The organism is Alistipes sp. i18-0019-D1, assembly GCF_042852885.1.
Classification (GTDB): domain Bacteria; phylum Bacteroidota; class Bacteroidia; order Bacteroidales; family Rikenellaceae; genus Alistipes.
The window spans coordinates 2,657,994-2,679,008 of record NZ_AP031424.1 but is presented as its reverse complement, the minus strand read 5'-3'; the positions used below and the strand labels follow the sequence as shown (position 1 = coordinate 2,679,008).

The 21,015-nt window shown below is 62.0% G+C and carries 17 protein-coding genes; 2 read left to right on the top strand and 15 right to left on the bottom strand.

What is annotated here, in order from left to right:
- Positions 1-90 precede the first annotated feature (90 nt).
- Positions 91-2,322, top strand: a complete 2,232-nt coding sequence (gene rnr, locus ACGHP5_RS11335) for a ribonuclease R (RefSeq protein ID WP_390566837.1) — start codon at positions 91-93, stop codon at positions 2,320-2,322.
- On the opposite strand, the gene ACGHP5_RS11330 is transcribed toward rnr, so the two are convergent.
- The 12 genes from ACGHP5_RS11330 to ACGHP5_RS11275 form a co-directional block, all read right to left on the bottom strand.
- Positions 2,323-3,918, bottom strand: coding sequence for an ATP-binding cassette domain-containing protein (locus ACGHP5_RS11330; protein WP_390566835.1), 1,596 nt, complete (start codon positions 3,916-3,918; stop codon positions 2,323-2,325).
- A gap of 231 nt (positions 3,919-4,149) precedes the next feature.
- The gene (locus ACGHP5_RS11325; protein ID WP_290533379.1) at positions 4,150-4,614 is read right to left on the bottom strand and encodes an ATPase; all 465 of its coding nucleotides are present in this window, start codon (positions 4,612-4,614) and stop codon (positions 4,150-4,152) included.
- A gap of 26 nt (positions 4,615-4,640) precedes the next feature.
- A complete protein-coding gene (locus ACGHP5_RS11320) occupies positions 4,641-6,464 on the bottom strand; it encodes a V-type ATP synthase subunit I (protein WP_295904597.1) in 1,824 nt (607 codons plus the stop codon).
- A gap of 8 nt (positions 6,465-6,472) precedes the next feature.
- Complete coding sequence (locus tag ACGHP5_RS11315; RefSeq protein WP_290533377.1) at positions 6,473-7,081, bottom strand: V-type ATP synthase subunit D; 609 nt, start codon at positions 7,079-7,081, stop codon at positions 6,473-6,475.
- A 6-nt stretch (positions 7,082-7,087) separates the two neighbouring features.
- Positions 7,088-8,410 carry a V-type ATP synthase subunit B gene (locus ACGHP5_RS11310; protein WP_290533376.1) on the bottom strand — a complete coding sequence of 441 codons (1,323 nt, stop codon included), beginning with the start codon at positions 8,408-8,410 and terminating at the stop codon, positions 7,088-7,090.
- A gap of 12 nt (positions 8,411-8,422) precedes the next feature.
- Positions 8,423-10,177: a V-type ATP synthase subunit A gene (locus ACGHP5_RS11305; protein WP_390566832.1), complete on the bottom strand. Its 1,755-nt coding sequence runs from the start codon at positions 10,175-10,177 to the stop codon at positions 8,423-8,425.
- Positions 10,178-10,193: 16 nt separating this feature from the next.
- Positions 10,194-11,027 (bottom strand): DUF2764 family protein, encoded by an 834-nt coding sequence (locus ACGHP5_RS11300; protein WP_022062485.1) that lies wholly within the window; start codon positions 11,025-11,027, stop codon positions 10,194-10,196.
- Positions 11,028-11,030: 3 nt separating this feature from the next.
- The gene (locus ACGHP5_RS11295) at positions 11,031-11,645 is read right to left on the bottom strand and encodes a hypothetical protein (RefSeq protein ID WP_015547544.1); all 615 of its coding nucleotides are present in this window, start codon (positions 11,643-11,645) and stop codon (positions 11,031-11,033) included.
- A 347-nt stretch (positions 11,646-11,992) separates the two neighbouring features.
- The gene (locus ACGHP5_RS11290) at positions 11,993-13,000 is read right to left on the bottom strand and encodes an L-rhamnose/proton symporter RhaT (RefSeq protein WP_390349140.1); all 1,008 of its coding nucleotides are present in this window, start codon (positions 12,998-13,000) and stop codon (positions 11,993-11,995) included.
- A gap of 4 nt (positions 13,001-13,004) precedes the next feature.
- On the bottom strand, positions 13,005-13,424 hold the full coding sequence (locus tag ACGHP5_RS11285; RefSeq protein WP_390566830.1) for a hypothetical protein: 420 nt from the start codon (positions 13,422-13,424) through the stop codon (positions 13,005-13,007).
- Positions 13,425-13,448: 24 nt separating this feature from the next.
- Positions 13,449-15,581, bottom strand: coding sequence for a pyruvate formate lyase family protein (locus ACGHP5_RS11280; RefSeq protein WP_390566828.1), 2,133 nt, complete (start codon positions 15,579-15,581; stop codon positions 13,449-13,451).
- Positions 15,582-15,591: 10 nt separating this feature from the next.
- Positions 15,592-16,500, bottom strand: coding sequence for a glycyl-radical enzyme activating protein (locus ACGHP5_RS11275; RefSeq protein WP_290533369.1), 909 nt, complete (start codon positions 16,498-16,500; stop codon positions 15,592-15,594).
- Between the two features lie 121 nt (positions 16,501-16,621).
- Between ACGHP5_RS11275 and ACGHP5_RS11270 the strand changes: the two genes are divergently transcribed.
- Complete coding sequence (locus tag ACGHP5_RS11270) at positions 16,622-17,464, top strand: AraC family transcriptional regulator (RefSeq protein WP_337757202.1); 843 nt, start codon at positions 16,622-16,624, stop codon at positions 17,462-17,464.
- Here the strand turns inward: ACGHP5_RS11270 and ACGHP5_RS11265 are convergent.
- The 3 genes from ACGHP5_RS11265 to ACGHP5_RS11255 all read right to left on the bottom strand — a co-directional run bounded on the left by ACGHP5_RS11265 (position 17,445) and on the right by ACGHP5_RS11255 (position 21,011).
- Complete coding sequence (locus tag ACGHP5_RS11265; protein ID WP_390566826.1) at positions 17,445-18,323, bottom strand: glycerophosphodiester phosphodiesterase; 879 nt, start codon at positions 18,321-18,323, stop codon at positions 17,445-17,447. The two genes, ACGHP5_RS11270 and ACGHP5_RS11265, sit on opposite strands and share 20 nt — an antisense overlap.
- Positions 18,324-18,388: 65 nt before the next feature.
- Complete coding sequence (locus ACGHP5_RS11260) at positions 18,389-19,099, bottom strand: DUF3823 domain-containing protein (protein ID WP_290533366.1); 711 nt, start codon at positions 19,097-19,099, stop codon at positions 18,389-18,391.
- A gap of 19 nt (positions 19,100-19,118) precedes the next feature.
- Entirely contained in the window at positions 19,119-21,011 is a 1,893-nt protein-coding gene (locus tag ACGHP5_RS11255) for a RagB/SusD family nutrient uptake outer membrane protein (RefSeq protein WP_290533365.1), read from the bottom strand.
- Between the last annotated feature and the right edge of the window lie 4 nt (positions 21,012-21,015).

The window sequence follows — 21,015 nt, the reverse complement described above, 5'->3', positions numbered from 1 at the left end:
CAAACCGCACACGGGCCGGCCGCGACAGCGGCAAAACGGGCACAACGGAAATCCGGCGGAGGACCGAAGCCCCGCAAATTTTGAAAAATGATGAAAAAACAGAAACAACGCTCCGGAGACGGAGCACGGAAAACGGACCGCACCTCGATCATATTGAGCATGTTCCGGGAATTTCCCAACAATAAGTTCTCGCTGAAGCACCTGGCTTCGGCCTCCGGAGGCGCCACGAAAGAGGGCCGCCGCGAAACGTTAGAAATCCTCGGACGCCTCTTCGAAGAGGGCGTCGTCGAGGAGTGCGCACGCGAAAAATACCGTCTGATGCAGACCCACCTGCCCCACTACGAGGGCGTGGCCGACATGGCCCCCTCGGGTTCGGTCTACGTGAAGGTCGAAGGGCAGGAGAGCGACATCTTCGTCAACCAGCGCAACGCCGCGAACGCCCTGAACGGCGACCGCGTGGAGGTCGTGGTGATGCACCGCGGCCGCAACGGACAGCTGGAGGGCGAGATCACGCGAATCATCGAACGCAACCGCAAACCCTACGTGGGCGTGGCCGAAGTCGGGGCGCACCAGATTTTCGTACGCGCCGACTCGCGCCGCATGCCGATGGACATTTATCTCTCGAAGCGCACCTATCCCGACGTGCGCGACGGCGAGAAGGTCGTGGTGCGCATCGCCGACTGGCTCCCGGGCAGCAAAAGCCCCGTGGGCGAGTTGGTCGAGCGGCTGGGCATGGCGGGCAACAACGATACGGAGATGCACTCGATTCTGGCGGAATACGAACTTCCCTACCGCTTCGAACCCGAAATCGAGGAGGCCGCCCAGGCCATCGACGCCCGCGTCACGGCCAAGGAGATCGCCCAGCGGCGCGATTTCCGGGGTGTCACGACCTTCACGGTCGACCCCGCGGACGCCAAGGACTTCGACGACGCGCTGTCGGTGCGCCGGATCAAGGACGGCGTCTGGGAAGTGGGCGTGCACATCGCCGACGTGACCCATTACGTGCGGCCCCACTCGGTGATCGACGACGAAGCCGTGGAGCGCGGCACGTCGGTCTACTTGGTGGACCGCACCGTGCCGATGCTTCCCGAGCGGCTTTCGAACGAGCTGTGCTCGCTGCGCCCCAACGAGACGAGCCTCTGCTTCTCGGCGGTGTTCACGCTCAACGAAAACCTCGACATCCTCGAAGAGTGGTTCGGCCGCACGGTGATCCACTCCGACCGCCGGTTCACTTACGCCGAGGCGCAGGAGATCATCGAGACGGGCCGCGGGGACTACGCCGAGGAAGTGCTGACCCTCAACCGATTGGCACAGGCACTGCGCAAGGAGCGGTTCAAGAACGGCGCGATCTCGTTCGACCGCGAGGAGGTGAAATTCCGCCTCGACGAGAACGGCAAGCCGCTGGGCGTCTTCTTCAAGGAGCAGAAGGAGTCGAACCAGATGATCGAGGAGTTCATGCTGCTGGCCAACCGCCGCGTGGCGGAGTTCTGCGGCAAACGCAAGACCGAGAGCGGCCGTACGGTGGAGCGCACGATGGTCTACCGCGTGCACGACACCCCGAGCGAGGAGAAACTCGACCGCTTCCGGCAGTTCATCCTCCGCTTCGGGCACATCTTCAAGGCCACGAAGGGCCGCGCCGTGGCCAAGGAGCTGAACAAGCTCTTCAAGCAGATCAAGGGAACCACGGAGGAAAATGCCGTCGCGACGATGGCCGTGCGCTCGATGGCCAAGGCCTACTACACGACCGACAACATCGGCCACTACGGTCTGGCGTTCCCCTACTACACGCACTTCACGTCGCCCATCCGACGCTACCCCGACATGATGGTCCACCGTCTGCTGGCACGCTACCTCGCGGGCGGCAAGCCGGCCGACAAGACGGAACTGGAAGACCTGTGCGCACGCGCTTCGGACCGCGAGGTCGTGGCCGCCGAGGCCGAGCGCGCGTCGATCAAGTACAAGATGGTCGAGTTCATGAAAGAGCACATCGGCGAGGAGTTCGAGGGGCACATCTCGGGACTCACCGAGTGGGGCGTCTACGTCGAACTGGACGAAACCCACATCGAAGGCATGTCGTTCCTGCGCGACATCGAGGGCGATTTTTTCCAGTTCGATGAACAGCTCTACGAAATCATCGGCCGCTCGACGGGCATCCGCATGACGCTGGGCAGCCCGGTGCGCATCCGCGTGAAGCGCGCCGACCTGCAGAAGCGCCAGTTAGACTTCGAACTGCTGCTGCCAGGGGCCGCGGCGCGCCGTACGGAAGAGTCCCGCGGCAAAGGCCCGAAGGTGCGCACCTCGTCGCGCCGCAAAGGACGGTAGTCACGGAACGAGCGCCAGTTCGGCCGTAATACCCAGATCCCGAAGGAACGGTTCGTCGTGGGAAACCGCGACAACCGTTCCTTTGTATTCGGAGAGCGCCCCGAGCAACAGTTCCTGGCTCCGGAGGTCGACGTTGTTGGTCGGCTCGTCGAGCAACAGCAGGTCGGGAGCCGAAGCGCCGAGCGTCTCCCCAAACAACAGCAGTTTCAGCTTCTCACCGCCGCTCAAGGTGTCGCACGCCTGCGCCCACTGCTCCTGCGCGAAACAATGGTGGTCGAGCCAGGCGCGCAGTTCGCCTTCGGGACGATGGGCCGTATCACGGCGCATGACGAACTCCCCGACGGTCCCGGCGCCGGAAAGCGCCGAATACTCCTGGTCGAGCAGCAGCGTGCGCAGCGGCTCCGCCCGGCGGCAGGAACCACACGCAGGGAGCAGTTCCCCGGTCAGCAGACGCAGCAGCGTGGTCTTCCCGGTCCCGTTACCGCCCCGGATCCGGAGGCGTTCGCCGGAAAAAAGCTCCAGCGAGAGCGGCTCGGGCCACAGCATCCGGTCGCCGAAGCGGACGTTCACGCCTTCGAGCGCCGCGAGCAACCGTCGGTCGCGCCGTTCGGGCGAATGCAGGTGCACTGAAAGCGGCTGTTCGGCGACGATCCGCGCCCGGACCTCGCGCAGATCCGCGGCGATCCGCTCGACCCGCCGGCGGCGCTCCTCCTCCAGACGCGCCGCCGACCGCTCGGAAGCCGAAGCCAGGCCCCCGGCCACAATGCGGGCCAGCCCCCGGCGTTCGGTGTGTCCCGCGGCCCGGCTCTCCTGTCGCTGCCGACGCTCGGCCAGCTGCCGTTCGCGCTCCCGGGCCTGCCGCAGGGTGCGCTGCCGTTCATCGGCACGGCGGCGGAGTGCCTCCAGCTGCAAGTTGCGCTGTCCGCTGTAGAACGTGTAATTTCCGCCGTAACGGGTCGCCCGGCCCGAATCCAGTTCGACGATGGCGTCCATCAGCTCCAGAAGCGCCCGGTCGTGGCTCACGATCAGCATGGCCGCGCGGCTCCGGCCGACGTAGTCGTACAACAGCGTCCGCGCACGGGCATCGAGGTGGTTGCTCGGCTCGTCGAGCAGCACCGCGCGGGCGCCCGACAGCTCCGCCCCGGCCAGCAGGACGCGCGTGCGCTCGCCGCCGCTCAACGTACGGAACGGCCGGTCGAGGGGGATCGAAGCGATTCCCCAACGGCCGCGCACGGCATCGAGCCGCTCCCCGACGCCCCAATCGTCGTCGAGCGCCGAGAAATCGGCCTCCGTACCGCGCCCGGACTCGATGGCATGCAGCGCAGCGAGTTTACGGGCTACGCCCAGCAGCTCCGCGACCGGTTCGCCGGGCTGGCACAGGGCGTTCTGGGGCAGATACCAGCGCGCCGCCGGGCAGCTGACCGATCCGGCGGCAGGCTGCAACCCGGCAGCGATGCGCAGCAGTGTGGTTTTGCCCGAGCCGTTAGGGCCGACCAAGGCGACCCGTTCGCCCGGGCGGACGGTGAAAGTAATATCGGAGAAAAGGGGGTCCGAACCGGGATATGCGAACGACACCCCGCTGAAAACAAGCGACATAAAATATCGGATTTGAAAATTTACAAAGTACACGGTGCCGCATCCGCAAGGGCGGGGCGGCAGAAGGGGTCTATGAAATTTTTAAATCCGCATCGCTGACAAAAGATTTTGATTCGGCAACAAAGATAAGGCAAATTTTCCGAAACGGCAAAACCGCCCCGCCCGCAGGACGGCAACGAAAAAGGGAGGCCCCGCAGGGTCTCCCTTTTCGGTGACGGGCGTTCCGCCCCGTCAGAAGAGGTTCACGCCGTCGAGCGTTGCGATCAGGTAGGTGGCGGCCACCGTCAGGATGGCGTACAGCTCGGGGAAAGCCGCGAGGATCAGCGTCTTACCCATCACGTCGTGACCGTTGCCGATGGCGGCGATACCGTTGGCGCAGACCTTCGCCTGATAGATCGAAGCGGCGATGTTCACCAGACCGACCAGCAGACCCGCGCCGAAGATAGCCGCGCCCTGCACCATCGTCGGGTCCGTCAGGCCCTTCTGTACCAGAAAGAAGCAGACGAAACCGTAGAGACCCTGCGAACCGGGAAGCGCCGAGAGAATCATGTAGCTGCCGAAAGCGCCGCCGTTCTTCTTCATGGCCCCTACTGCGGCCTGACCCGTAATGGAGGTGCCGATCGACGAAGCGACACCTGCCAGACCCACCATCAGCGCTACGCCGACGTAAGCCAATACCAATGCTGTTGTTTCCATAATGTTTTGAGTTTTTTTAATTGTTATTATTCGTTAGTATCGTTCATTTTACGAATCGGGTCGAAATTGCGCGAGGCCATTTCGAAACCGGCGTTCTTGAAAAACTCGACGAACGTCAGACGCAGCGGGTGCACGAACGACGAGATGGTCGACATGAATAGGTTGATGCCGTGACCGATCAGCAGAATCGGAATCATGATCAGCAGCCGGACCAGGATGTTCGCACCTTCGGGCACGAATCCCGACGCCAGCGTGTTGAACACCAGCGCCAGCACGCCGCCCGAAAGCCCGATGGCGAACAGACGGATGTACGACAGCACGTCGCTCAACAGGCCCGTGAGGTTGTTGTAAAGGTCCCAAAGACCCGCGCCGAAGTTGATGAGCGGATTGCGCCGGGGATTGTTCAGAAGCAGCATCAGCACGCCGCCGACGCCCAGCGCCGCGTAGAAGGCCGCCGATCCGGCCGTAAAGCCCGGAATGGCCAGGCCCGCCATCGGAAGGCCCATGGCCAGGCAGCACGAGACGAGGATGATGAACCACCCCAGCAGTCCCAGCGCACGGCCGAAACCGAAGCAGCGAACGGTCATCCAGATGTTGAGCAGCATGCCGAAAAGGATCTGCACCACGCCGATGACCAGCGCAATGGAGAAGAACTGTCCCTGGAAATCGAGGAATTTCACCGAGGGGAACCACGTGTTCATGTTGATGCCGAAGAACGAACCGCACAGCAGTCCGAAAAGGACCGTCGAAACGCCGCACAGCGTGGCGAACCACGCCGCCTGGCGCATCATGCCGGGCTTTTTGTTCTTAGCGAGCATCCACCACCCCATCAGGGTCAGGATCAGTCCGTAGCCGGCGTCGTTGAGACAGATGCCGAAAAAGAGCATGTAGAACGGTGCGAAGAACGGCGTGAGGTCCATCGTCCCGTATTTCGGACGGGCGTACATGTCGCCCACCAGTTCGAAAACATGCGCGAACCAACGGTTCTTGAGTTTCACGGGCGTCTCGTCCTCGGGCGTGGGGTCCGATTTGAGGAAGACCACGTTGGGGTACTCCTCCAAAAGGGCGTCGACCCGATCGGAAGTCTCCTTCTCGGCCCAACCCTCCATGACGACCAGCGTGCCGTCGGCGGCCTCCTGTGCCGTGGCCTTCACCCGCACGCCCTGCAAACGCTCCTTCAGCGAACTGGCATGCCGTGCGAGCAGCGCCTCCGAAGCGGCCACGCGCGAAAATTCGGCGTCGAGGTCCCGGAGTTTCTTTTCGGCTTCGGCGATGCGGCGTTCCGCCTCGCGGATGTCCATCGCCGGGGTCTTCATCTCCTGCGCGTCGAGCGTAACCTCCTCGCCGGGCTTGGCCACGACGACGAACCACACCGTCGCATCGGAACGGCTGATCTCGGAGATCGTATAGCTCTCCGACCACTCGGCAAGCTGTTTGTCGAAGGTGTTGCGCTGGGTGAAGAAATAACGGAGCACGATGCCCTGTGCGGCGAGTTTCCGCGTCGCCTCCACATCGAACGCCCCCCAGGGACGCAGCTCCTCGGCCGCTTTTTCCAGACGTCCGATCTCGGCATTGAGCGCCGCGGCCTCGCGGTGCGCGGCGACGTAATGCTCGTAGGCCTCCTCGCCCGAGGCGAACGGCCCGGCAGCAGCGTCGCAACGCTCCCCGGCGCGGAAGTTCTTCAGGAACTCCGCGGCCTTCGCGTGGCTCTCGATGTCCAGCAGCAGCTGGCGGTCCTCCTCGGAGGGTTCCCACCCCGTGGTGGTGATGTCCACCAGCCCGAGGCCGCGCAGCTTCTCGACGAAATCCTCACTCTGCGCCGCAAAGAGCACAAAGTTGTATTTTGACATTCTGGCTATCATAACATCGCGCCCTCCCCGGCGGCCTGCTGTTTGGTTTTCACGATCTTCTGGGCCGACTTGGAGAGGTTCTCCTCGTCCTCCATGAAGCGTTTGATCTTACGTATGGCGTCCTCGTACCCGGGTATCTGAACCTTCTCGTACAAATTCACCTTTTGAGTGGTTTTGCGGCGCGCATGGTCCAGCAGTTCCATCTTCCGGTTGTAGACCTCGAACTCGATCCCCAGCTGCGCCATGCGCTTGAGGATGTCGACTCCGTCGGCGAACCACACCGGCGAGGAGAACAGATCGTAGGGTTTCTCCTCGAATTTCACTTCCTGCAGGACGGGCGTGCGCACACCCGCGATTTTCTGGACCGACAAATCGACGTCGGCAATGCGCAGGAGGTCACAATCAAACTCTCCCCAAAGCGACACCATGTAGTCGTACTCGGCCTTCAGGGCATCGAGCCGGCGGCGGTAGTCGAGAGCGGAGTCCTTCGCCTTCTTCACTTCGGAGCGCAGGGCCGACTCCTTACTTTTGATCGTAGGGAGGGCCTTCTGGCGCATTTTCAGCTGTTTGCCGAGTTCGCCCAGCGAGGTCTTGTTATATTGGAATTTGATTGCCATTGCGCGTTACGCCTCCTTCCAGTATTTCTTAATAAGCTCCTCCTTGATGGCGACCTCCTCCCGGGTGAAGTACTTGGCAAAGAGGCTCCATGCGGTGTCGAGCATCTGGTTGATCTCGATATTGACGTCGATGGCCAGCAGCTTCTCCGAGTAGTCGAAGGCGAACTTCAGGGTGCGCTCGTCGTAGTCCGAGAGGTCGAAGCCGTTCTCCAGCTTGGTCTTGGCGTTGGCTGCGTCGGCGTAGAGGCGCACGCAGGCGTTCATCACCTGCGGATGGTCCTCGCGGGTCTTCTTGCCGATGACGAGCTGTTTCAGACGCGACAGCGAACGGAACGGGTCGACGATGACCTTGCCCGTGTCGGAATCGTTGCGCAGGAACAACTGGCCCTCGGTGATATAACCCGTATTGTCGGGGATGGCATGCGTGATGTCGCCGCCCGAAAGCGTCGTCACGGCGATGATCGTGATCGAACCGCCGTTGGGCAGCTGCACGGCCTTTTCGTAGATCTTCGCCAGGTCGGAATACAACGATCCCGGCATCGAGTCCTTCGACGGAATCTGGTCCATGCGGTTCGACACGATGGCCAGGGCATCGGCGTACAAGGTCATGTCGGTCAGCAGCACCAGCACCTTCTCGCCCTTGTCCACGGCGAAGTACTCGGCGGCGGTCAGCGCCATGTCGGGGACGAGCAGACGCTCCACGGGCGGGTTCTCCGTCGTGTTGACGAACGACACGATGCGGTCCAGCGCACCGGCGTTCTCGAAGACCGACTTGAAGTACAGAAAGTCGTCGTTCGTGAGGCCCATGCCGCCGAGGATGATCTTGTCGGCCTTGGCACGCAGGGCCACGTTGGCCATCACGGCGTTGTAGGGCTGGTCGGGGTCGGCGAAGAAGGGGATCTTCTGCCCCGTCACGATCGTGTTGTTCAGGTCGATGCCGGCGATGCCCGTGGCGATCAGCTCCGAAGGCTGGATGCGCCGGAAGGGGTTCACCGTCGGACCGCCGATCTCGCGGGCTTCGCCCTCGATGATCCCGCCGCCTTCGAGCGGTTCGCCGTAGGCGTTGAAGAAACGACCCGCGAGGTTGTCCGAAACGCGCAGCTTGGGAGGCTCGCCGTGGAAGACGACCTCGGAGTCGGTCGACAGGCCCTCGGTTCCGGCGAAAATCTGCAACGTGACGTTCTCGCCCATAATCTTCACCACCTGCGCCAGTTTGCCGCCGACGGTGGCCAGCTCGTCGTTGCCGACGCCCGTGGCGCGGAGCGTCACGGTAGCCTTGGTGATGTTGTCAATCTTGGTGTATATCTTCTGAAATGCTCGTGTTGTCATAATTTCTCCCGCTTATTTGGATTGTTCACTCACATACTGCTCGATCTGCTTCCGGTAGCCCTCGAACTTCTCCGACTTCCACTCCGAGTAGTTCATCTGACGGAAGAGGTTGATCAGGCCCTTGAAGAACTGCGAGCAGGCTTCGAAGTCGGCGAACGCAAATTCCCGGTTGCAGATACCGAGGACCATCTTGTACATCATCTGCTGGCGCTCCATCGGGCAGTTGGCGTCGATGGCGTCGAAGGCGTCCTGCTGCAGGATGACGAAGTCGATCAGCTCCGATTTCCAGAACCGTTCGTGGTACTCCACGGGAACGCCGTCGTCGCCCAGAATGTTGATCTGGTCGTTGGCCTCCTTGCCGCGCTGCACGATGGTCTTGCCCTCGTAGACCAGGTCCACCCAGTCCTTCTCGATGTGGTTGTCGAGGTATTCGCGGATTTCGGGGTATTCGAGGTATTTCGAGTAGGACTCCAGCGGGTCGATGGCCGGGTAGCGCTTCGAGTCGGCGCGGCCCTGCGAAAGGGCGTAGAAACAACGCGCGGCCTTCTTCGTCGATTCGGTCACCGGCTCCTTGAGGTTACCGCCCGCGGGCGACACCGTGCCGAGGAACGTCACCGATCCGGTCTGGCCGCCGACGAGTTTCACCAGTCCCGCACGCGAGTAGAAGTTCGAGATGATCGCCGAAAGGTCCATCGGGAAGGCGTCCTGGCCGGGAAGCTCCTCCAGACGGTTCGACATCTCGCGCAGCGCCTGCGCCCAGCGCGACGTCGAGTCGGCCATCACGAGCACCTTGAGGCCCATCGAGCGGTAGTACTCGCCGATGGTCATACCCGTATAGACCGACGCCTCACGCGCGGCGACGGGCATGTTCGACGTGTTGCAGATGATGATTGTGCGCTCCATGAGCGTATGGCCCGTATGCGGGTCGATCAGTTCGGGGAACTCCTTGAAGATTTCGACCACCTCGTTGGCGCGCTCGCCGCACGCCACCATGATGATCACGTCGGCGTCGGCCTGCTTCGAAATGGCGTGCTGGAGCACGGTCTTGCCCGCGCCGAAAGGCCCCGGGATAAAGCCCGTACCGCCCTCGGCCATCGGGTTGAAGGTGTCGATCGGACGCACGCCGGTCTCCATGATGCGCGACGGGCGGGGTTTCTCCGTATAGCAGCGCACGGCCTGCTTCACGGGCCATTTCTGCACCATCGTCACCTCGTGGTCGCGGCCTTCGGCGTCGGTCAGGACTGCCATCGTGTCGGTGATCTTGTATTTGCCCGCCTCGGCGACGCTCTTGACCGTATAGCTGTCCGTCATCGTGAAGGGAACCATGATCTTGTGCATCACCCACTGCTCCTTCACCTCGCCCAGCCACGACGCCGCCGTGACCTTGTCGCCGGCCTTGGCCAGCGGCGAAAATTCCCACTCGGCATCGTAGTCGACCGGATCGGTGATCGAACCGCGGGCGATGAACAGACCGTCCATCTTTTCGAGGTCGTTCTGAAGACCGTCGTAGTTGCGCGACAAAAGGCCCGGAGCCAGCGTGACTTCGAGCATGTGACCCTCGAATTCGACCCGGTCGCCGATCTTCAGACCGCGGGTGCTGTCAAAAACCTGGACATAGGCCGCGTCGCCTATGACCTTGATGACCTCGGCCATCATTTTGGTATCGCCCGTCCAGACATAGCAGATCTCGTTCTGACCCACGGGTCCGTCGGCCTTGACGATCACGATGTTGGAGATGATACCGTTTACACGTCCTGTAGTTTTCATTGTATGTTTTTATTGTTTATTCCTTATTAATCAGCTCCTTGCCGTCCAGTTCGGCAAGCAGGCGGGCGAACATCTCGCGGCCGCGCGCAGCGTCGAGCAGCGTCCAGCGGGCGACGATGTTGATCCGCACCAGGTAGGAAAGGATGGCGTTGACGTCGAAATAGTCGAAGGTCGCCAGCTCCGCGGCTTCGTTCCAGCGGATCAGGTCGATCTTGTGCTCCTTCTCCACGAGGTTGGCCTCGTCGTTCACCGCCGCGATCACCGCGTCGATATAGGGAAGTTCGCCCCGAAGCCCGAAATCGGCCGCAGAACTGCGCTGCAACTGCTCGGCGACATCGCCGCCGCCCACGACGACCTCCTCGACCGCACGCCCTGCGGCGCGCGCCGTGACGGCCGCCGAAACGTTGCGCAGGTTCCGGTCGAAAGCGGACCACTCGCGCAGGAAGCGGCTCCCGGCCTTTCCGCAGGCGGCGTAGTAGGCCCCGAACAACTCCTTCTCGAAACGCCGCGACGTGTCGACCGTCTCGGCGTCCTCGCCCTCGGGATCGGCATAGGCCCTCACCACGCGGGCAACCGCCTCGGGAAGCCGCTTCGGAGCTTTCAGCTCCTCCGCCAACTCCTCGCGCGTGAAGTTGCCCAGCGGATTGTGCGCCGAGCGCCCCGCACGCAGGGCGGCGATATTCTCACAGTCGTAGTAGCCGTACAGGAGCCGCACCTCGCGGGCGTCGCCGCGGTTCACCTCCTCCAGAATCCCGGAGACGATGGCCCGGGCGTCGAAGCCCTTGGTGTCGGCGTCGAGCGCGTACTCCTTCAGGGAGGCTACCAGACAATAATATTGGGTCGCAAACATGCCTTACGCCTTGAACAACAGTTGGAACACCTTGTCGCGCAGGTACTCTGCCAACAGCGCTTCGATGTCGGCGTCGGCGAACGAAATGTAGTAGCCGCCCTCCTTGGCGCCCACCTTGAAGCCGGTCTTCACCTCCTTCGACCAGCCCACCTCGACACCGGCGGCGAGCAACTCCTTCGCACTCTCCTCGAACGCCGCGTCGAGCTTCTTGCGCTCGCCCTCGGGCAGCAGGGCCTGCAATTCGACCTTGCCCGAATCGGAACCGTTCCAGTTTTTAGCTACGGCGACGAGCATCTCCTTGATGAACGCCGGGTCCACGACGGCCTCCTTCACGCCCCGGGCCGTAGCCTTGGCGATGATCAGCGAGGCGATCTCCGACTTGATTCTGCCGACGGCCTGCTTGCCGGCCAGCGAAATCTCGGTCATGGTGTTCTTCGAAACGTCCTCGGCCTTGGCCTCCGCCTTTTTGACGATCTCTTCGGCCTCGGCGCGGGCCTCGGCGACGATCTTCCGGGCCTCGGCCTTGGCGTCGGCCACCAGCTTGTCGGCCTCGGCGCGCCCTTTCTCCAGCCCCTCGTCGTAGAGCTTCTGCGTCAACTGTTGAAGTTTGTTTTCCATAGCGTTATTTAGTTTTGATTATTGTTTTTCGGTTTTAACGCACAAATATAAAAAAGATTATCTACAATCGGGGATACTGAACAGCAATTTATCCTATTTTGACAAATTTCCGGCACAAATGGAGCAGATGTATAACCGCAGGCCCGCCGCACCGCAATGGCGGCCGCCGCAGGCCCGGGACATGCCCCGGACGGCGTGCGGGGAGGGTGTTCACGGCGAGCCGGAAAGCGTGCCGAACGCTGTGCAGCCCCTCCCGAAGAAGGCCGGAAAATCCGCAGCACAAAAAAATAAGTCCCGCAAATGCGGGACTTATCCGGATTCGGACCGGGTCCGATCGGCAGCGGGGACTATCTGCTGAAAGCCACGATGAACACCCCGGCCAGCAGACACGCCAGTCCCAGCCACATGATCCGTCGCGACACGGGTGCGGCACCGCGCCATTCGCCCGTGAAAAGCCCTGCGAGATTGCCCGTCAGGATTGCCAGCGACTGCATCAACGCCCAGCCAACCGACGTTCCGGCATCGCCGAGGAAACTGCCTCCCATGCCGTAAAGCATCATGCTCAAATACCAAAGAACTCCGGCCAAAGCGGCCCAGACCCAGTTTATGCGGCGGCTTCCGCGGTACAGCGCACCCGTCTTCCGGCTCTGCAACAGGTAGATGCAGTACCCCGCATTCACCAGGCATCCGGCGGTCAGCGCGATGCTCCAGACGGCATTGGACGTATAGACCGGATCGGTCCCGGCGGCAAGGGCCTGCTGCTGCAACGGCGCGCCGAAGACAAAGGCGAAATTGACCATCGGGCTCAAGATGCCGGCTGCAAGGCATACCAGCAGCCCCTTCACAAAGCCGCTGTGGCCCCCGGCCCGCGGCGCCTGCACACCCCGTTCCTTCAGGCTCCCGGCGACGGAATAGAGGACGATGCCGAGCACGATCACCAGCACCCCGGCGGTCAGCCGAAGTCCCGAAGCGGTCAGCAAACCGCCCGGATCGCGCAGCACGACGGGCATCAGCGTCCCGATCACGTTCGTCAGCCCGAGCATGATCGGCATGCTCAAGCCGACACCCAGCAGATCAATACCCCGCCCGAAAAGGATCGCACCGACGCCCCAGATCAGCCCGAAAAGCGCCACGACCGCCAGCGGCCCCGTCTCCGCGGCATAAACGCCCGAAAGCCCGGGAACGGTCGCCACGGCAACGGTCCAGGGCGCAACGACGAGCGCTACGACGCTCCACACCAACCAGTTATTCTCCCATTTCCAGCCTTTGCTGCGGTTGAAAGGAACCGAAAAACTCCCGGCGAACAAACCGCCCATCGCGATCAGCGACAGCCCGGCCCAATAATTCGTCTCCATAACGTCATTTTTCGCTCCAGGCTTTTGCGACCGCCTCCCGCAGGGCGGCGATCTGCTCCGCAGAAAGGTCGAGGAACTCGAAATCGCCCAGGTGCGTATTGCAGTTCTCCACGATCAGAACCCGGCTGCCGGGCCGCATCGCGATCTTGTGCCACACCCCGCGGCGGATGTTGTAGGCGCACAGAGGCCGCATGTCGACCGCCTCGTAAACGATCCCGTCGTCGGCGACCTGCGCGCCGATCAATGCCGCACGGCCGTCGAGCAGCACGAAAACTTCGTCGGTATAGTGGTGCACGTCCAGTTTCACGATGCTCTCCAGCGCCTCTTCCGGCGCATAGTTCAGGAATGCGACCTGCCATTTGTCCCCGATCAGAAACGGGGCATAGCCCGTTCCGCCGTAATCGTACGCATCAATTATCTTCATGGTTTCCATCATCTGTTTTTACGATTAATTTTCCAAAATACGGTCGACGACCAGCTGCCGGAACCGGGGCGACAACATGGAGAAATAGGCCGTGAAGCCCGTAACGCGCACCACCAGTTCGGGATATTTCTCGGGATTCTCGTGCGCCGCGAGTACGGTCTCCTTGTCCATGACGTTCACGTTGACCAGCGTTCCGCCCATCCTGAAATGGGCGCGGAGAATCGCACCGATCAGTTCCGCATTGTCCTGCCGGGCCAGCGAGGGGTCGATCTCCCACTGCATCGGCGCCGTATTGCCGTAACCGGGCTGAATGCGGGCGATGCAGGTCGCCAGCGAGAGCGACGCGTCGTCCAGCGCAAAACCGGGCACGGGATTCGCTCCGTGGGAGATGGGCGTTGCGGCCTTGCGCCCGTTGGGCGTCGCCCCGACCGAAAGGCCGAAGCCGACCGTATTGGCCCACGAGAAGAAACCGGGGATGAAGACCCGGCCGGGTTCCGTCTCGCGCCGCACGGCCGCGACGAAGGCATCCCTGACGCGCAAGGCCCAGGATTCGCCCGGGGAATCCTCCTGCCCGTAGCGCGGTGCGGTTTGCAGCAGTTTGCGGACGGCAACGCCGCCCTCCCCTTCGAAATTCTCCCGCAGGTGGCGGGTGACCTCCTCCCACGTCAGGCGGCCTTCGCGCTCGACACGCTGTTCGAGGGCGGCGAACGAATCGGCCACGACGGCCAGCCCCGCGCCGTCGATGGCGAGGTTGTAATACTCCGCCCCGCCGTCCGAGACATCCCGTCCCCTCTCCAGCGGCCCGTGGCTCAAGAGATTGAGCAGCAGTTCGGGTTCGTTGTACTTCTGGTATTTCAGGTGGTGGCGGATGCCTTCGGCCGCCGTGTGAACGGCCCGGCCCAGGTGGCGTTCGAACCCGCGCCAAAGCGCTCCGGTCGAAGGCTCCGCGTCCGAGGCCAGCAGTTCGTCGTAGGCCACCTCGAAAACCTTCGCCATATTGACCTTCACCAGGTCGTTCATCGTATATTCCAGCCCCGGCAGCGACATCCAGTTACAGCCGACGGCGATCCGGCTGCGGGCCAGCTCCGCGCTGAAACCGTTGCGCATGAAACCCTCGACAAGGGCCTTGTCGCCCGAGAAGCGGGGCCAGCCGTTCTTATAGCGGATCAGGCAGGCGACGGCCGCGCGGAACAGCTCGGGGTCAAGCCCGTCGTGGACCCGCACGGTGATGTTGAGCGACGTGTCGATCTTCCCGGCCGCCTCGAGCACCAGAAAGGAGATGCGCGAAGTCTGGTCCCGGCCCGTTTCGTCGGGACCTCCCAGCTGCCAGTAGACCGGGTCGTTGATCAGCAGGCAGGCCAGGTAATAGACCGCCTCGTCGTCGGTCAGCCCGAGCGCCTTGTCCCGTTCGTAATAGGGTCTGAGCAGCGCGTCGATCTGTGCTCCCGCCCCGTCGCGGTTGTACGTGCGCGAAGCGAGGTGATACCAGACGATCCACTGGCAGGCTTCGCGCAGGGTCTCGGGCGGACGGTTCAGGATATTGCGGTTGACCTGCGCCATGGCCAGCAGGTTGTCGCGCCGCCCGGCATCGGGCTCTTCGGCCGCCAGCCGTTCAGCCTCGGCAATGTGGCGTCCGATCCATCCCTGCACGCTCCGGACGGCCCGTTCGTGCAGGTCGTAGAAATGCTGCTGCCCGGGCGAGGGATTCAGCTTCCGGCAGGCGGCGATCTTCTCCAGCAGGCCGCCCCAGCCCAGTTCGAGCCCCATCCGGTAATCGGGTGCGAAATGGGCGTCGTCGCCGATTCCGCAGATGATGTCGTAGCGGGCGATGTCCGCCTTCAGGTGGTCGTAGGGATAGGCCGGATTCCACTTGTTGGGACGCATCTTGGACATGAAGTACATCCACCGCCCGGCAAAGGCGTCGTCCGGGTCGACGTAGACCGGATGCACGGCCATCAGGCTGCAAAAATTGTCCGTCCAGGCGTCGAAGCCGTAGAACGATCCGTCGGGGTGGTTGGGCCGGATCTTCCAAAGGCCCTCCGGGGGTACGATCCGCCCGTAATCGTCCTCGTCGAGCACACCCTCCCGCTCGATCTTTTCGCGTGTCTGCCGCAGTTTGCGGGCACGCAGGCTGGCAAGTTTCTGATCGTAGTTCATTTATCTGTGTTTATTTGACTTTTATCCCCGTCGCGGCGGCAGCCTCCCGGAGGCGTTCCAGCCGTTCCGGCGGCAAAGGTTCCGCACCGGGCATCGGGTTCTCCATGCCCAGGCAGGCGTATTTATCAGCGCCGAGCGTGTGAAACCCCAGCAATTCGTAATAGAGCAGCCCTTCGAGGTCTTTGAGCAGGGCGCAGACCGCCCCAATGGCTTCGGGCGTATCGTTGACACCGGGCACGACCGGCGTGCGGACGATCAGCGGAACTCCGCTTCGGCCGAGCAGCCGCAGATTCGCAACGGTCCGGGCGTTGGACATCCCCGTCCACCGGCGATGCCGGCTGTCGTCGGCCAGTTTCAAATCGCACATCCACAGACCGACCAGCGGCAGCAACTCTTCGATCAGCTCCGAAGGCACGGAGAGGTTCGTCTCGACGGCCGTCGGGATCCCCTCGGCCCGGCAGCGCGACAGCACTTCGCGGACAAAGGCGGGCTGGAGCAGCGGTTCGCCCCCGGAGAGGGTGACCCCGCCGCCCGACTCCTCGAAATAGGGCACGTCGCGCCGCAGTTCCCGCATCAGTCCGTCCGCCGAAACCTCCCGTCCCACAAGGTGCATCGCCCGCGCAGGGCAGACCGCGGCGCACAGCCCGCAGGCATCGCACCGTTCCCGGTCGATGCCGATGCCGCCCTCTTCCGGACGCAAGGCCCCGGTCCGGCAGACCGGCACACAGGCCCCGCAGGCGATACAGCGTTCCGCGATCCGTTCGAGCTGTGCCTCCCGCCGCCAGGTCTCGGGATTGTGGCACCACCGGCAACGGAAATTGCACCCTTTCAGAAACAGCGTCGTCCGGATGCCCGGACCGTCGTGAATCGACATCCGCTGCACCTTGGTGACCATGCCCGTCACTGTGTTCTCCGTCATAGCTTCAGTTACGTTTTACCGTCTCAATTCGAATAAAAAGTCCTCATTCATTATCCTGTACCGATATTTCCGTTTGGTTTTTCCACAAATAATCCGTACTATTGCAAAAACATACAGCCCCATGGACATCCCTGTTTTCGAATTATCCAGCTTCCTTCATCCGGGCGAAACGTTCCACCTGGCCCGCGTCAATATCATCTCCCGGCAGGATCTCTCGTTCCATACCCACGACTATGCGGAACTGCTCTGGATCGAGAAAGGTTCGGGGTATCACCTGGTCAACGGCGAACGCCTGCGCATCGGGCCGGGCGACCTGATCATGATTCGGCCGCAGGATGCCCATACGTACGCGGCATCGACCAAGGGGGGGGGAATCACGCTGATCAACATTGCGTTTCCCGTCGAGACGCTGCATCATTTCCGCGAACGCTATTTCCCCGACAGCGGCCAGTATTTCTGGTCGACAGGGGCAATGCCCTACCGGATACAGCTTCCGGCCGAAATCCTGCACCAGCTTTCGGCACGCGCCGAGGAGACGATGAGCCACTCCCGGAGCAATATCGAACTCGACAGCCTGCTGCTGTTCATCTTCCGGCAGATCACGCTGCATGAAGCCCTCGCCACCCCCGCGGACATTCCGGTATGGCTCGTACGCGCCATTCAGGAATACACCACCCCGGACCTTTTCCGCCGGGGATGCGCCGGATTCGCCGGACTGTGCGGCAGAAACGGAGATTATGTGAACCGCACCGTCCGCCTCCACTTCGGCAAATCGCTGACCGAGCTGACCAACGAACTGAAAATGCGCTACGCCGCCACACAACTCGTCATCACCGGCATGCCGATCAAGGAGATCAGTTCCAACTGCGGGTTCCCGAACCTGGGACACTTCTACAAAACTTTCAAATCGCTCTACAACCAAACGCCGAAAAAATACCGGCGTATCAATCAGACGATGTTCTGACCCACTCCTCCGGAACGCGGTCGGGACGGTCGGTGATCACGCCGTCGGCTCCCAAAGCCGCCAGACGCTCCATATCCTCCGTCCTGTTGACCGTCCAGTAATACACCGAAATACCCTTGCGGCGGGCTGTACGCACAATGGAAGGCCGGTCGAGACGGACCTTGCCCATGCGCAGGGGGATTTGCAGCGACTTGTACTTTCCGCACCACAAAAAACCGAGCCCCATCTTGCTCAGCACGACCAGCCTCCGGGCATGCCGCCGCCCCATGGCCGTCTGCACGCGGCCCCGCGAAACTTTCCGGAAATGCCGGACGATCCGGTCGTTGAAAGCCGAAACCAGCACGCGGTCCTCCGTCGCCGTGCGGCGAAGAAGTTCCGCCAATTTTTCAGCGCAGCGCAGGCCCTCGCCGCCCTCGCCCTTGATTTCAAGGAACATCCGCCTGACACTCCCGTACTTCAGCAGAACGCTCTCCAGCGTCGTGATGCGGACCCGGCAATTGCGGTAGGGATACTTCTTTTCAAGCCCGGCGAACTTCGCACCGAAGTTAAAACGCCCCAGCTCTTCGAGCGTGTAACCGATAATCAGGCCCTCGCCGTCGCTCGTGCGCCGGAGCGTATCGTCGTGATGCGTCACCAGAACGCTGTCGGCCGTCAGCCGGACATCCATTTCGAGCATGTCGACGCCCAGCGCCACGGCTCCGTCGAAAGCGGCCATCGTGTTTTCGGGAAACAGGTGCTTGCATCCGCCGTGAGCGACGACAAAGGGAGCCGCCCCTTCCGGACGCAGGAAGGGATTCCCGGCCATACCGAGTCCCGGACCGCACAGCAGCGCGGTCAAAACCAGCAGAATGCGCTTCATCCCGATTTGCGGATAGCCGGGGAAGGCGGATTTCGTCCGCCCTCCCCGGCTTACGGTCCGGCCGATTACCTGAAAGTGATCTTCTTGGGATGCGTCATCAGCATCGGGGAGATGCCGTTCACCTGGACAGCCACCCGCCCGAAGATGTAGTTCTGGGCCGAAGGCAGCTTCGAACTGTTGACCGCAGGACCCGAGAATACGACGTTATCGAGACTTCCTCCGGGATTGTTCTGCGTGTTGAGCGTATGCCAGTTGATCTGCGAACCCTGGTAGAGGTAGGCCGTCTTGCCGACATACTCGCGCATGATGTTCACCGTCTTGGCCTCCGCGGGATCGGTCACGACCTGACGGATCGAACAGGTGCACTCCAGCTTGTCGGTCTCGGCGTTGTACTTATACTTCACGTTTTCGATCGTATAGTAGGGCGTCACCTCGATGTCCATCTGCTTGTTGCCCCGGATTTTAAGCAGCACGGTGTCCTGCTCGACCAGGAAAGGGCGGGCCGACTTGGGAATGACCATCTTGTAATCGCCGTCGAAAAGCACCTGCGAGAAGGTTCCGTCTATATTGACGTTCACGCGGATGGCCTCCTTCAGCTGCCAGTCGCCCTGCTCCCACAACTCGATGTAGACTTCGTTGTAGCCGAAGCCGAGCTGTTCGCCGTTGTAGAGAATACGGCCGGAGAAGCGCGATTCGGGTTCGTCGTAGTTGTCGTATTCGCACGCGGCGAACGACAACGCCAGTGCGCATATCGCAAAATATACTATCTTTTTCATGATCTGGAACTGTTTTTCGTTACTGATTGGGCTGCTTGACGATCTGCGGGTTGTTGCTCAGGATCGTCGTGTTGATCTCCGAATAGTAATTGCCGATCCGGAACTGGTGCGCGGCAGTCACATGGCTGGGTTTGCGGACGATGTAGGTCCACTTTCCGTCGACGGGCGTCCCGGGCGCATGCACCTTCAGCGGCCAGAGGCCCAGGCACTGCGTGTTGACGGCGTCCGCGGCGGCGGGGTCGCCCGGCGTCTCGTTCATGTTCTGACCGTTCCACACGAGGTGGGCCAGGCGCCAGCGCTTCATGTCCCAGAGTTCGTGCCCCTCGTAAGCCAGTTCGACCTTGCGCTCGTGCACGATGCGGTCGAACGTAATGTCCGCCTCGGTCAGCGCCTCGGTGAAGCCCGCACGTTCGCGCAGGCGCGTCAGGTATTGTGCGGCCAGATCCTTTTGGTCCAATTCGAAAGCCGCCTCGGCAGCATTCAGCAGGACCTCGCCGAAACGGTAGCGGATGAACCACACCTCGCTGCCGGTCTTCTCATCGCCCGAACCGACCTTGGTGTCGTTGTACTTGCGGACATAGAAACCCGTATGGGTGTTGAACTCAGCGGCTTCGCACGGGCCGTCCTTGCCGACGACCTGCACCTTCTCCGTCGTTCCGGGCAGGGTGCCTTCGGCGCCGGGGGCGTTGCCGGTGGTCAGCTTGCCGTCGAGCGTCACGTAACCGGCCCAGATGTCGACGGGATTGCCCCGGAACGAACTTCCCGGCAGGATCACCGTCCCGGCCAGACGCGCGTCGCGCCCGGCGAACAGGTCGCCCGGTTTGTCGTAGAAGACCGGGCTGGCCGGCGTGCCGACCTTCAACGGTTCGATCTTGTTGCCGTCGAGCAGTTCGTACAGCTGCACGAGGTTGAGCGTGGCGCACAGCGAACCGTTGTAACGCGGGTATTCGCTCATCGACTGCGGCAGGGTATAGACCGTATAGTTGTGGATCTTGTTGGGCGAAAGGAAATCCTTGACGAAGATGGCCTCCGTGTTGGCGTCGGTCTTGTCGAGGAACATCGACGCGAAGTTATCCGCAAGGTCGGAGGGATTTTTCTTATAGAGGTCGTAGAGATTGTCGGTCATGATCTCCTGCGCCGACGAGAGGGCGATGCCGTAATAATAATCCGCCTTCTCGGCCGGAATGCCCACCTCTCCGCCGGGAAGCGTCACCTCGGGCGTACGGAGCGCGCCGTAACGGGCGATCGAACCGGCATAGAGGGCCGCGCGCGAACGCATGGCCAGCGCCGCGGCCTTCGTGGCGCGCGACTTGACCGACGGGTCGTTGGGCAGCAGCGTCTTGATCTCCTCGCACTCCTTGAGCACGAAATCGTAAATCTCGTATTCCGGATTGCGCGGACGGTAAAGATAGGTCACGTCGCCGCTGTAATCGTATTGCATGGGTTCGGTGATCAGCGGCACGCCGCCCATGCGTTTGGCCATGGCGAAATAGTACGCCGCACGCAGGAAACGAACCTCGCCCATGAGCCGCTCGCGGCTGTTCTTGGCAAAAACCGAAGCATCGGCCCGGGCGCATTTCTGCAGGAAAAGATTCATGTGGCGGACATAACCGTAGTCCCACGAAGCCTGCTCGCCATAGCCCCACGTAGCGTTCTGATGGCGCTTGCGGTCCACGGCGTTCGAACAGTAGCCTTCGTCCAGGTCGCAGAACGAATACCATTTTTCAATGGTCTGGTAATCCGCATAACGGGAATAGAGGTCGGAAACCAGGCCCATGATCAGCGCCTCGTTCTTCCAGACGTCCTCGTCCACGAAAATGTCGGTCGGCGACTTCGTCAGGAAATTTTCGTCACCGTCGCAGCCCGTAAAGAGCAGCAGGACGGCCAACAGGAATATATTGAAGTTTTTCATCAGT